The sequence below is a fragment of the Pseudothauera lacus genome (assembly GCF_003034845.1).
In the GTDB taxonomy this organism is placed as follows: Bacteria; Pseudomonadota; Gammaproteobacteria; order Burkholderiales; family Rhodocyclaceae; genus Pseudothauera; species Pseudothauera lacus.
In genome coordinates, this window is the sequence record NZ_PZKC01000001.1 from 18,170 (window position 1) to 31,072 (window position 12,903).

Genomic DNA, 12,903 nt, shown 5'->3' on the forward strand with positions numbered 1-12,903 from the left:
CGTTCAGGCAGCGTGTCTTGCCGATTGACGGCGGCGGATGAAGCCGATCAGGCCGACGCCGGCGAGCATCATGGCGTAGGCAGCGGGTTCGGGAACCGGGGTGAGGACATACAGCATGGGCGTTTCGCCAACCAGATAGATGGTGCCGTTGCCGTCGATGGTGAGACCTTCGATGTCGGTGCCGATGGCGGCCAGATCGAAGCGGCTGAGGACGGTGCCGTCGAGGTCGACGGTCATCAGCAGCGGGGTTTCCTGGCTGAGGATGAGCAGCTGGTCCTGATAGGGGGTGTCGAGCAGCGCGGGGACAGTGCTGAGTACCTGCACCGCGGCCAGATCGTAGGTGCCGAAGAGATGGGTGAACAGGTGCTCGCGGGCGAACAGGTCGGTGACCTGAGCGTTGCCGCTGGCGAAGTCGATGCTGGCGCGATAGACGGCCTGGGGGACCTTTTCCTTGACCAGGAAGAAATCTCCGCTGAGCGGGTCCCAGGAGATGCCCTCGAGGCCGATGTTGCCGGTTTCCGGGCCAATGGAGGCGTACTGCAGGAAACTGCGGCCGATTCCGCCGCCGGCGTTGTAGTCGAAGAGATAGACGTTCTGCAGGCGTTCTTCGACGATGACGAACTGGCCGTTGCCGATGTAGGTGAGGCCCTCGGTGTCGTCGAAGCCGAACAGGCGCGTCTGGCTGAGCTGATTTCCCTGCTTGTCGGTCTCGATGACGTAGTCGCCTTCGTCGCCGATTACGAAGAGGGTATCGGTATCCCAGTTCCAGGTCACCGCCGATGCCTCCGATGCGGTGACCTCGGGCAGGGCGTAAGTGGCAGTGAGACGGTAGTTGGCAAGGTCGACGCTGAGCGGAGCAGCGTACGCCGGGGCAGCGCAGGCGGTCGCGATGGCCAGGCAGGCGAGGACGTTTTTCATGGCGATGGCGTGAGGTGGCAACCAGCGCAGCATAGGCAGACAAGATTACGCTGGTATTGCCGCCTGTCATGGGTGTCAGGGGTGTGCATTGCGAGGATAATCATTCCCCTTGTTCCTGGCTCCGGGATGAGTGAGGCGGTGCGTATGCGTTCGTGGAAGCGGATTGTGCAAGGGTGGCTGGGCGTGGCGCTGCTGGTGCTCGCCGGCAGCGCGATGGCGGCGCCGCAGGTCGAGTTTGCGCGCACGGCGCTGAGTGCCGGCGATGTGGCGGTGGTGATCAACGAGCGCGATCCTTATTCGCGCGAGGTTGGCGAGTACTACGCGGCACGGCGCGGGGTGCCGGCGAGGCAGGTGCTGCGGGTGAGTTTCGAGCCTGGGGAGGTCATGCCGGTAGCCGAGTTCGAACGCGTGCGTGCCGAGCTTGAGGCCCTTGTGCCCGATTCGGTGCAGGGCTATGCGCTGGCGTGGACACGGCCGTGGCGGGTGGGGTGCATGGCGGTGACCAGTGCCTTCACCTTCGGCTTCGACCGCCAGTGGTGTTCCGCGCAGTTGTGTGCCCCCACTCATCCCAGTCCGCTGTTCGACGATGCCGCGGTGCGCCCGTACGAGCGCCACGGCGTGCGTCCGGCAATGCTGCTGGCGGGTGAGTCGGTGACTGCGGCAAAGGCGATGATCGAGCGCGGTATCGCCGTGGAGGGGGCGCACCCGCAGGGCAGGGCCTATCTGGTGAGTACGCCCGATGCGGCGCGCAACGTGCGGGCGCAGTGGTTCGATGCCACGGTCGCGGCCCTGCAGCAGCGCATCGGCATCGAGGTGGTCAGCGGCCGTGGCATTGGTGAACGCGCCGACGCGCTGTTCTACTTCACCGGCCTCCCTGCGGTGGCGGAACTGGATACCCTGCGGCTGCCCGCCGGTGCACTCGCCGACCATCTGACCTCGTTCGGTGGCGTGCTCGAGGGCGGCACGCAGATGAGCGCGCTGCGTTGGCTGGCGGCGGGGGCCTCGGCCAGTTATGGCACGGCGGTCGAGCCCTGCGCACACCCGCAGAAGTTCCCCGTGCCGGCGCTGGTAATCGCGCACTACCTGACCGGCGCAACGGCGCTGGAGGCATACTGGCGCAGCGTGGCGTGGCCTGGCGAGGGGGTATTCGTCGGTGATCCGCTGGCGCGTCCCTTCGCGCCGCAGGTGCGTGCCGAAGGGGCACAGGCCGTGCGTGTAGTGGTCAATGTGCCGGCTGATGCCGCACTCCGTCTCGGCGCTGCGGCCTCGCCGGTGGGGCCTTTCAGGCCACTGGGGCGCGCCGTACCGCTGAAACCCGGGCGCAACAGCGTGTTGTTGCAGGGCTTGCGGGCCCCGTACTATCGGGCGGTGGTCATGCCCGCTCGCGGTGCTTAGGTGGTGAACAGGAGGCGTGCCCGAGAAGGCCGATTTTCACGCTGCTGCACAATGAGGCGACTGTTCTTTGTCATGCTCTGAATGATTGAGGTGAATGCATTGATTAAGCAATTTAAACAATGACTTGCGTTTTTATTCTGCTATCCACGGGGGAGTGTGGGTGTGCCTGTTTTTATGGCGGCGACGCCCGGATTTGGTGCGTTGCAAAAAGTTCCGTGAAAATGCGTTGGAACTAGTTCTTTTTCATATGCAGGTCATCTGTTGATCATAGCCTGTGGCGGGCTCTCGGCCCTTCCTCATCCATCCACGGAGCATTTCACGATGATCAAGATGAAGTTTCTCGCCTGCGCGCTGGCTGCCGCCGGCGCCACGATGCTGCTGCCGCCGTCGGCGGTCGCGGCCAACGACTCGATTGCCAAGAACGTGATCCTGTTCATTTCCGACGGTGCGAGCTGGGGCACCTGGGACATGGCCAGCTACTACCAGTACGGCGAACTTGGCATGCAGTCCTATGACCAGTTCGACGTCAAGCTCGGCATGACCACCATGCCGATGAATACCTCTTCCCGTCCGACCTACAACGACACCCAGATGATCAGCTACGACCCCGCGCGGGCGTGGGACACCACCCCGGTGGCGGGCAGCTACGGCGGCTGGCAGAGCTACTTCGCCGGCTACGACTACATCAAGCGCGACTATACCGACTCCGCCGCTGCCGGTACTGCGCTGGCGACCGGCGAGAAGACCTTCAACAACGCCATCGACTACAACAACTTCGGTGAAGCGCTGCCCTACATCACCCAGACCGCCAAGGCTGCCGGGATGTCCACCGGGGTGGTGTCGAGCGTGCCGTTCAGCCATGCCACGCCGGCCACCTTCGGTGCGCAGAACATCAATCGCAACAACTACGGTGCGATCAGCTACGACATGATCTACAACCAGGACCTGGACCTGATCATGGGCGGTGGCAACCCGCTGTATGACAGCAACGGCAATCTGCGCAGTTCGCCGAACTACACCTATGTTTCCAGCACCGCGTGGAACGTCCTCAACAGCAGCGATTCGCCGCGCACGCTGATCACCAGCAAGGAAGACTTCGAAGCCCTGGCCGCCGGCACCCTGCAGGTGGACGGGCCGCTTATCGGCGTGCCCGAGGTCTATGACACGCTGCAGTACAGCCGTAACGCCGGGGTGATGGGCGCCGACGCCTCCACCCCCAGCGGCGTCGCCACCATCGACTCCGTGCCGACCCTGGTGGACATGACCATGGGCGCAATCAACTACCTGAGCCAGGGCGACAACGGCTTCTTCATGATGGTCGAGGGAGGCGCGGTGGACTGGGCTGCACATGCCACCAACACCGCCCGTATCATCGAGGAGCAGATCGACTTCAACCTCTCCGTGGATGCGGCGGTGAACTGGGTGAACACCTACAGCAACTGGGATGAGACCCTGATCATCGTCCTCACCGACCATGGCAATGCCATGCCGATGGGCCCGGACTCCGATACCATCGCCTTCCAGCCCATCCAGAACAATGGTCAGGGCGTGCTGCCGGGCGTGAAGTGGCACTATGCCACCCATACCAACGAGAACACCCTGTTCTTTGCCCATGGCGCGGGCGCCGATCTGTTCTACGACCACGTCGTCGGCGTCGATGACGGGTTGCGTGACATCCTTGCCTTCAACGATGGCCGCTACATCGACAACACCGCGCCCTTCCAGGTCATGCAGGCAGTGATGGCGCCGGTGCCGGAACCCGAGGCCTACGCCATGATGCTGGCTGGTCTCGGCCTCGTCGGCGCCTTCGCGCGCCGCCGTCGCCAGGGCTGATCGGCGCAGCAGCAGTAGTAAGATGGGCGGGCGCCGCAGCACGGGCGCCCGCCCTGTTTTATGGTTGTGGAATTGTGCGTTGCAGTATCATTGCGGGCCTGTGCCACGCGCCGGCAGGCGCTTGCAGGTATCCACCCTTCCAATCAGCATGGATGAAGTGCATGGCTCTGAAAACGGTGATTCTCTCCGGTGGTTCCGGTACCCGGCTGTGGCCGGCGTCGCGCGAGTCCTATCCCAAGCAGCTGCTGCCCCTTACCGGCGAGCGTTCGCTGCTCCAGGAGACCGCCTTGCGCCTGCAGGGCTACGCTGGCGATCTGGACCCCCAGGCGCTGGTGGTCAGCAACGAGGAATACCGCTTCATCATTGCCGAGCAACTGCGCCAGCTCGGTGTCAGCGCTGCGCGCATCATCCTTGAACCAGTCGGGCGCAATACCGCGCCGGCACTCACCCTGGCCGCACACGTGGCGCACGCTGGCGGTGACGATCCGGTGCTGCTGGTGATGCCTGCCGATCACGTCATCGGCGACATCGCGGCCTTCCAGCGTGCCATTGCCGCTGGCGAGAGCAAGGCCGCAGAGGGCGCGCTGGTGACCTTCGGCATCGTTCCCGAGCGCCCGGAGACCGGCTACGGTTACATCCGCACCGGCGAACAACTGGCCGGTGAGGACGGGGTGCGCAAGCTCGTCGAGTTCGTCGAGAAGCCCGACGCCGAGACTGCTGCACGCTATCTGGCCAGTGGCGAGTATTTCTGGAACAGCGGCATCTTCATGATCAAGGCCTCGGTGTGGCTGCGCGCGATCGCGCAGTGCCGTCCCGACATCGCCGCCGCCTGCGCGAAGGCTGCGCAGGGGTGCAGCAGTGACGCCGATTTCCTCCGTGTTGACGCGGAGGCCTTTCGTGCCTGCCCGGCTGACTCCATCGATTACGCGGTCATGGAGCGTCTGCCGGCAGCGCCGGAACTGGGGCAGGGCGTGGTGGTGCCGTTGTCGGCAGGATGGTCCGATGTCGGCGCCTGGGATGCCCTGTGGGCGGTGTCGCCGAAGGACGAGGCCGGCAATGCCGCCCACGGCGAGGTGATCTTCGAAGGCGGGCGCAACAACCTGGTGCACGCCAGTCATCGCCTGGTGGCGGCGGTGGGTTGCGAGGACATCGTGGTGGTGGAAACCGCCGACGCCGTGATGGTGGCCGACAAGCGCCACACGCAGGACGTCAAGAAGGTCGTCGAGCGCCTGAAGGCGGAAGGTCGTACGCTTACCCAGAGCCATCGCAAGGTGTACCGGCCGTGGGGCTGGTACGACTCCATCGATGCCGGCGAGCGCTTCCAGGTCAAGCGCATCGTCGTCAACCCCGGCGCCACGCTCAGTCTGCAGATGCACCACCATCGCGCCGAACACTGGATCGTTGTGCGTGGCACTGCGGAAGTGACCTGCGGCGAGCGGGTGTTCCTGCTCGGCGAGAACGAATCGACCTACATCCCGCTCGGCCAGCGCCACCGTCTCGCCAACCCGGGCAAGGTCGCGCTGGAGATCGTCGAAGTGCAGTCCGGCAGCTATCTGGGCGAGGACGACATCGTGCGTTTCGAGGACGTATACGGTCGCGGTGGCTGACCCGGCAATCTCCAGGAAAGGAAACGGGGGCCAATGGCCCCCGTTTCCTTTCGACAGATCAGCTGCTGTCAGCCTTGCGTCTGTTCCCGGCGGCGGCGCGCCACTGCACCGATGACGCCCAGGCCGGCGAGCAGCATGGCGTAGGTGCCGGGCTCGGGTACCGGTGCGGCGAGGTAGCTGTAGCCGTTGGCGGAGCTGAGGGTGCCCTGCAGGGGGGTGAATCCCAGGCTGAAGGTGTGGGAGCCATCGGCCAGCAGGTCGCACGACGCGGTCAGCGAGCACACCGAGCTCATGTTGATCCAGAACGAGATGTCAATGGCCGTATTGGTGGGAATCTCGAGGATCTGGGAGATCGTGAAGCCGCTGGCCCGTCCGTCAGGCAGCGCATATTCCAGCGAGTGCTGCTCTTCCGACCATTCTTCGAGCTTGTGCGTGCTGGGGTGGTTGAGGGCAACGTAGGGGCCGGAATCGAAATCCAGCTGGTAATGGTGCGAGAAGCTGAACTCGCCGTGTGCCACTTCATAGTTGCTCGGCGGAGCATTCAGGTCCATGCCATACATGGTGAAGCCGCCGTTGATGCGGCTGAGCGCTGCGGGGCTGAGGTGGCGGGCCTTGGTGGAACCGGTGATCGCACTGGATGCCGGAAAGGCGTAGTCGGCGCTGTAGTCGAAGGCGAAGTTCACGCTGACGGCGACGAGAGCGTACGGCGCGCTGTAGTCGATCGTGATCGTGTCATTGATCAGCGCACTGGCCCAGGCGCCGGTGTAGACCGTGCTGTCCGCCGTTTGAGCGCGGGTGGCAAGCTTGATGGTGCCGGTAGTGGTGTCGATTGATCCCCAGGCTGCCGAGTTGCCGGACTCTGCACTCGCGCTCCCGGTGCCATAGGCAGCGTCAGAGTCGACGCTCGCTGCGCTGTGAAGTGGGGTCACCGAAGTGCTGACGTGGAGTTCCGCGCTGGCGTGTGCGGTCGTGCCCAGCGTGGCGATGAGGGAGGCAAGGAGGAGCTTTTTGTGCATGGTCTGCATTCGATGTGATTGTGAGAGACGCATAGTGTAATGCATTGGTGATTTCATTTGAAACCTTATGTCATTATCTGGAGAGGGGTGCAAGGGGGCGCCTTGCCTGTTACGCCGCACGCTTGCGGCGGCGCGCCACCGCGCCGATGACGCCCAGGCCGGCGAGCAGCATGGCGTAGGTGCCGGGCTCGGGTACCGGTGCGGCGAGGTAGCTGTAGCCGTTGGCGGAGCTGAGGGTGCCGTCGAGGAGGGTGAGGCCGATGGTGAGCGGAGTGAGCGTACTAAACGTCAGCTCACACTCGCTCCAGCACCCCGATTCGACTGCGGAGTAGAAGACCAGATCAAGGGCAAGGTTGCTCGGGACGCTGATCACTGCGCTGAAGTCGATGCCTTGATCGGTCGATGAGGACCGCGACTCGATGATCTCCGCTCCGGACAGGGGCTCGTCGAAAGAAGGACTGGAGGAGGTGATAGCGTCCCACGTGTAGTTGTAGCGGTAGTCGAAAAGCGTCGTCGAGCCGCTGGCAGAGGTGGAAGACAGGTTGAACCAGTTCCAATAACGAGTAAAGCCGCCATCAGTTGGTGCGCTCAGCACCTGGCTGTCGAAAGCCACATGAAAGTTGAGCTCCATCAGCGTTGATGCTGCGCTGTGTTCGGCCTGCAGGGTGTCACTGAACGAGGTTAGCCCGCCGTAACCCATTTCGCCGGAGAAACCGTGCGGAGCTGCGATACGTCCGCTCAGGCTGATGCCTTCGCTGGCAGGATTGTTGCGAACCTCAACGCTGATGCCCTCCCAGTTCGACGTGATGGTTCCGCTGCCATGGTGCGTGACACGGTCTTCGTAGACCTCCGGGGCCGAGTATGCGTAGGCGTCGGAGTATTCGGCTGCGTTGGCCGTTCCTGCGGCCGCAATGGCCGCTGATATGAGGAGTTTCTTCATCTGAGTTGAGCTCCGTTTGCGGAAGGTCGGAATGCCCTGTCTTGCCGCGTTGGGTGAGAATTGTGAAGGAGTGTCGATTATGTAATGTGCATCGCAGTGATGCAATATGAATTGTGTGGTGCGATGAGGCGCCGCTGCACGCCGGGGCTTGAACCTGAGCAGGGATGGGCGGATCATGGGGGGCAGGCGCGCTGTCCAGAAAGCGTCGTGATACGAACCGGGGAAGCCCATGGAGGAGCTCGTCGGCAGCCCGCCACGCGAGGGCGTGGGGATCTTGCTGCTGGTCGATGATGAGGCCAATATCGTTGCCGCCTTGCGCCGGCTGCTGCGCCGCGATGGCTATACCTTGCTCAGCGCCGGCAGTGGAGAGGAGGGGCTGGCCTTGCTGGCCACCCAGGCGGTGGATGTGATTCTCTCCGACCAGCGCATGCCGGGCATGAGTGGGGTCGAGTTCCTGCGTCAGGCGAAGATCCTGCGCCCCGATACCGTGCGTCTGGTGCTGTCCGGCTACACCGAGCTGCAGTCGATCACCAACGCCATCAATGAAGGGGCGATCTTCAAGTTCCTGACCAAGCCGTGGGACGATGAGCAGCTGCGGGCGAACATTGCCGAGGCTTTCAGCTTCAAGAGGCTGGCGGACGAGAATCGTCGTCTGTCTACCCAGTTGCGCGAGGCCAATGCGCAACTTGAACGCATGCTGGCCGACAAGCAGGGCCAGATCGTTCGTGAGCGCCGGACGATGGGCGTGCTTCATGAGCTTTTGCAGGTTTTGCCCTGGCCGCTGCTGGGCGTGGACGAAGCGGGCATGGTGGTTGCCGCAAATGCGCAGCTGGAGAACCTGCTTGGCAGCGCGGCGGCACTGCTGGGAGGTGACAGTGATGCTGTTCTGCCGGCAGCGCTGGCCCGCTTCGCTGCCGGCGGTGGTGATGACGAAACGGTGCTGGCGCTGTGCGGCGCGGATTACCGGGTGCTGCGCCGGCAACTCGGCGAACGCTCGGGGGCGGCGGGAAAGCTGCTCATCCTGCTCCCTGAGGGTAAGTGTGATGGCTGATGCGAAGACCGATCAACAGAGTGAGCGCGTGCACGACGACGCACTTGCCGAGCATGTGGCGTGGCTGTTCCGCCACGCGGGCGACCACGACAGCGCGCGCATGCTGCAGGCTTTGGTTCTTGCTCACCGGCGGGGCGTTGCAGAGCCGGGCGCTGCGGATGGGAGTGGTGAACCGCAAGGGGGCGGTGCGTGAGTACCCCGACGCATCCGCTGGATCGCGACGAGCTTGCCCGGCGTATCGCCGCACTGCCGGCATTGCCGCCGCTGGTGATGGATCTGCTGGCCAGTCTGCAGCAGGAAGACCTCGACGTCGCCACCCTGGCGCGCCGCATCGCCGCAGATCAGGGCTTGCTGGTGCGTACGCTGAGAATTGCCAACTCTCCTTTCTACGGGCTTGCCGGACAGGTCGACAGCCTGGATGAAGCCATTCTGGTGCTGGGGTTCCGAACCGTGCGTTCGCTGGTGCTTGGCGCAGGTATTGTCGGCGGGTTCAGGCACAAGGCCGGAGGCGGTTTCCGGGCCGGGGTGTTCTGGCGCCATTCGGTGGCGGTTGCGGTGTGTGCACGCGCCCTTGCGCGCGCACGGCGGGCCAATGCCGAGGCGGCGTTTACCGGCGGTCTGCTGCACGATCTAGGGCGCTATGTGATGGCGCTGTGTTATCCCCTGGAGTTCGAACGGGTAGTGCACCTGCAGGCACAGCGCGATTGCCCCCACCTGGAAGCCGAACGGGCCGTACTGGGTGTCGATCATGCAGAGGTGGGGGTGATGCTGGCGCGCGCCTGGGGTTTGCCTGAAGGCTTGATCGAGGGCATTTCCTGCCACCACGAACCCGGCGAGAATGGTGCCGCCGACTTGATGCACTGTGCAGAAGTCCTCGCCCATGCGCTTGAACTGGGGCACGAGCACCGTGGCATGGTACCGCCGATGGATCATCAGGCATGGCAGCGCGGTGGTTTCGACGCGGTAACGCTGGCGCCGCTGTTGGGGCAGATCGAAAACGAATACGAGGAGGTCTGCAATGCCCTGCTGTCCTGATCGTCCGCTACCAGCAGCGGTGGCTGCCGGGCTCGGGCACCTGTCGGCGGCGGGGCTGACCAGCCACATCGCGATGCTGCTGTGCGACGAGCAGGGTGGGCTGCTCTACGTGTCCGAAGCATGCTGTGCGATGCTCGGCTTCGGCGCTGCGGAGCTGGTCGGAAAGGACTTCAAGGACTGCGTGGCAGCGGGGCACGACGAGGATTACTGCACAAAGATCTGGAAAGCCCTTGATGAAGGACGGGACTGGACCGGCGAGCTGTGCTCCCGGCGCAAGGATGGCACGGAGATCTGGCTGGGGATCACGCTGGTTGTCACGCCGAGCGGTGAACAGGGGCGGCGTTGCTATGTCGGCCTGTGTACTGACATTACCGAACGCAAGCGTGCAGAGAACGCCCATCGCAGCTTCGAGGCATTGCTGGAGCAGGCGCTGCAGGGTAATCCGGTGCCGAGTTTCGTGATCGACGCAGAGCATGTCATCACCCACTGGAATCGCGCCCTGGAGGTGATCACCGGGCATTCCGCGGCATCGATGCTGGGAACCCGGCGTGCAGGCGAACCGTTCTATCAGGTTGCGCGTCCGGCGATGGCCGACCTCATCGTTGATGGGCGTTTCGACGGGCTGGATGAGTTCTATCATGACCATTATCGCCCCAGCCGCGTCGTCCCCGACGCCTATGAGGCGGAGGGCTTCTTTCCGCATCTCGGCGATGGTGGGCGCTGGCTGTCATTTACCGCAGCGCCCTTGCGCGACGCCCGGGGCGGTGTTCTGGGCGCGATCGAGACCTTGGTGGACATCACCGAACGCAAGCGTGCCGAAGAGGAGCTGAAGCGTTCGCAGAGCGATCTGGAGCTGCTCGTCGAACGGCGCACCGAGCAGTTGGCCCTGGCCAAGGCCGCTCTTGAGGAAGATGTGGTTCAGCGCCAGCGCTCGGAGGACGAGTTGCGCCGGCGCAACGCTGAACTCACCGAGCTCAATGCGCGCCTGCGCGAGACCCAGGATCAACTTGCGCAGTCCGAGCGTCTGGCGTCGATCGGCCAGTTGGCGGCCGGTGTGGCGCACGAGATCAACAATCCCATCGGTTACGTACTGTCCAACCTCGGGACGCTGGAGGGCTACCTGAATGACCTGTTCGAGGTGCTGGCAGCCTTCTCGGCCGCCGTTGCCGCCCTGCCTGCGGGGCACCCGGCGGCACAGACGGCGCAGGATGTCTGCCGGCGCAAGGATCTGGCCTATCTCAAGGAAGATGTGCCGTCGCTGCTCGCCGAGTCCAAGGAGGGGATCGACCGCGTGCGCAAGATCGTTGCCGACCTGAAGGATTTTTCCCGCGTCGATACCACCCAGGAATGGCAGTTCGCCAATCTGCACCAGGGGCTGGAAAGCACCCTCAACATCGTCGGCAACGAGATCAAGTACAAGGCCGACGTCGTACGAGAGTACGGCCCACTTCCAGAGGTGGAGTGCCTGCCGTCGCAGCTCAACCAGGTGTTCATGAACCTGCTGGTGAATGCTGCGCACGCCATCGACGGCCCGCGTGGGCGCATCACCGTGCGCACCGGCGCGGATGACGGCGATGCCGTATGGGTGGAGTTCAGCGACACGGGCTGCGGCATTGCCGAGGAGAACCTGGGGCGGATCTTCGATCCCTTCTTCACCACCAAACCGGTCGGCAAGGGCACCGGCTTGGGTTTGTCTCTTTCCTATGGCATCGTGCAGAAACACCGCGGCAGTATCGAAGTGCGCAGTCGTGTGGGTGTTGGAACGACCTTCCGCGTCGTGCTGCCGGTGCGCCAGACCGACAAGGAGTCCGATTCGTGAGTGCAGCTGATCCGCACGTGCCGACCATCCTGTGTGTGGACGACGAGGCCAATATCCTGTCTGCGCTGCGCCGCCTGTTCCGCCCCGCGGGCTATCGGGTGTTGTGCGCGGAAGGTGGCGCGGCGGGCTTGGCGACACTTGAGGAGGAGGGGGGCGCTGTCGATCTGGTGATTTCCGACATGCGCATGCCGGTGATGGACGGCGCGCGCTTTCTTGCCGAGGTGCGCGAGCGCTGGCCCGGTATCGTGCGTATCCTCCTTACCGGCTATGCGGACATCGAATCCACCATCGCAGCCATCAACCAGGGCCAGATCTACCGTTACATCGCCAAGCCGTGGAACGATGCCGAGGTCGTACTGATCGTTCGCGAAGCCCTGGAACGCCAGGCACTGGTGCGCGAGAAGCTCCGGCTGGAGGCGCTGACGGCCCGTCAGAACGAGGAGCTGAAGGTCCTCAACGCCGGCCTCGAGGAAAAGGTGCGGGAGCGCACCGAGGCCTTGCGTCAGGCCCATGAACGGCTGAAGCGCAGCTTCTTCACCTCGATCCAGGTCTTTGCCAACCTCATCGAACTGCGTGGCGGCAACATGGCCGGACATTCGCGGCGGGTCGCCGATCTGTCGCGCAAGGTCGCGGCAGCGATGGGTATGGATGGGCGGCAGTGCAACGATGTCTTTCTTGCCGCCCTGCTGCACGATATCGGCAAGATCGGTCTGCCGGACGCGCTGCTGGCGAAGCCGACGAACAAGATGAACGGGGATGAGCTCGGTGTCTGGCGCAAGCATCCGGCCAAGGGTGAGCAGGTACTTATGGCACTGGAGGATCTGCGCGCCGCCGCGCGCTTGATCCGCAGCCATCACGAGCGCCATGACGGCCAGGGTTATCCGGATGGCTTGCGTGGCGAAGCCATTCCCCTGGGGGCCCGCATCCTCGCGTTGGTGAACGAGTACGACGGTCATCTGCATGGCACCCTGACCGGCACCCGCAGCAGCGCGGACGATGCCCGCCGGCTGATTCTCCAGGGGCGCGGCAAGCGCTACGATCCGGCGGTGGTCGACGCCTTCCTGGCACTTTTCGGCGCGCCGCCGGAGCCGCCGGTCAATGAACTGGCGCTGACCCCGGCATTGCTCAGCTCCGGCATGGTGCTGGCCCGTGACCTGATCAGTCGCGAGGGGGTGCTGCTGCTGGCGGCGGATTACGTGCTCGATGACAACCTGATCCGTCAGATTCGCGAATACGAGGTCGCTGAAGGCACCCGCATCACCCTGTTTGTCCGTAACCCGGAGGGCTGA

General features: G+C 64.1%; 11 protein-coding genes. 8 read left to right on the forward strand and 3 right to left on the reverse strand.

The window, feature by feature from the left end; genetic code table 11:
• Positions 1-3 precede the first annotated feature (3 nt).
• The gene (locus tag C8261_RS00080; protein WP_107491975.1) at positions 4-918 is read right to left on the reverse strand and encodes an SdiA-regulated domain-containing protein; all 915 of its coding nucleotides are present in this window, start codon (positions 916-918) and stop codon (positions 4-6) included.
• Between the two features lie 165 nt (positions 919-1,083).
• On the opposite strand from C8261_RS00080, the gene C8261_RS00085 reads away from it, so the two are divergent.
• The 3 genes from C8261_RS00085 to C8261_RS00095 all read left to right on the forward strand — a co-directional run bounded on the left by C8261_RS00085 (position 1,084) and on the right by C8261_RS00095 (position 5,753).
• On the forward strand, positions 1,084-2,313 hold the full coding sequence (locus C8261_RS00085) for a TIGR03790 family protein (RefSeq protein WP_181358778.1): 1,230 nt from the start codon (positions 1,084-1,086) through the stop codon (positions 2,311-2,313).
• Positions 2,314-2,634: 321 nt separating this feature from the next.
• A complete protein-coding gene (locus C8261_RS17525; protein WP_107491627.1) occupies positions 2,635-4,146 on the forward strand; it encodes an alkaline phosphatase in 1,512 nt (503 codons plus the stop codon).
• Between the two features lie 161 nt (positions 4,147-4,307).
• Positions 4,308-5,753 carry a mannose-1-phosphate guanylyltransferase/mannose-6-phosphate isomerase gene (locus C8261_RS00095; RefSeq protein ID WP_107491976.1) on the forward strand — a complete coding sequence of 482 codons (1,446 nt, stop codon included), beginning with the start codon at positions 4,308-4,310 and terminating at the stop codon, positions 5,751-5,753.
• A 68-nt stretch (positions 5,754-5,821) separates the two neighbouring features.
• Here the strand turns inward: C8261_RS00095 and C8261_RS17420 are convergent, their stop codons facing one another.
• Both C8261_RS17420 and C8261_RS17245 read right to left on the reverse strand, forming a co-directional pair.
• Complete coding sequence (locus C8261_RS17420; protein ID WP_219905099.1) at positions 5,822-6,769, reverse strand: PEP-CTERM sorting domain-containing protein; 948 nt, start codon at positions 6,767-6,769, stop codon at positions 5,822-5,824.
• A 109-nt stretch (positions 6,770-6,878) separates the two neighbouring features.
• On the reverse strand, positions 6,879-7,709 hold the full coding sequence (locus C8261_RS17245) for an FxDxF family PEP-CTERM protein (protein ID WP_181358779.1): 831 nt from the start codon (positions 7,707-7,709) through the stop codon (positions 6,879-6,881).
• Positions 7,710-7,938: 229 nt separating this feature from the next.
• Between C8261_RS17245 and C8261_RS00115 the strand changes: the two genes are divergently transcribed.
• From C8261_RS00115 to C8261_RS00135, 5 genes are read left to right on the forward strand one after another with little or no spacing between them, the layout of a single operon-like run.
• Positions 7,939-8,760 (forward strand): response regulator, encoded by an 822-nt coding sequence (locus C8261_RS00115; protein WP_181358780.1) that lies wholly within the window; start codon positions 7,939-7,941, stop codon positions 8,758-8,760.
• Positions 8,753-8,953 carry a hypothetical protein gene (locus C8261_RS00120; RefSeq protein WP_107491630.1) on the forward strand — a complete coding sequence of 67 codons (201 nt, stop codon included), beginning with the start codon at positions 8,753-8,755 and terminating at the stop codon, positions 8,951-8,953. Before C8261_RS00115 ends, C8261_RS00120 begins: the two co-directional genes overlap by 8 nt.
• The gene (locus C8261_RS00125; RefSeq protein WP_107491631.1) at positions 8,950-9,795 is read left to right on the forward strand and encodes an HDOD domain-containing protein; all 846 of its coding nucleotides are present in this window, start codon (positions 8,950-8,952) and stop codon (positions 9,793-9,795) included. The genes C8261_RS00120 and C8261_RS00125 overlap by 4 nt, the downstream gene beginning before the upstream one ends.
• Entirely contained in the window at positions 9,779-11,614 is a 1,836-nt protein-coding gene (locus C8261_RS17775; RefSeq protein WP_107491632.1) for a PAS domain S-box protein, read from the forward strand. Before C8261_RS00125 ends, C8261_RS17775 begins: the two co-directional genes overlap by 17 nt.
• Positions 11,611-12,903 carry an HD domain-containing phosphohydrolase gene (locus C8261_RS00135; RefSeq protein ID WP_219905100.1) on the forward strand — a complete coding sequence of 431 codons (1,293 nt, stop codon included), beginning with the start codon at positions 11,611-11,613 and terminating at the stop codon, positions 12,901-12,903. Before C8261_RS17775 ends, C8261_RS00135 begins: the two co-directional genes overlap by 4 nt.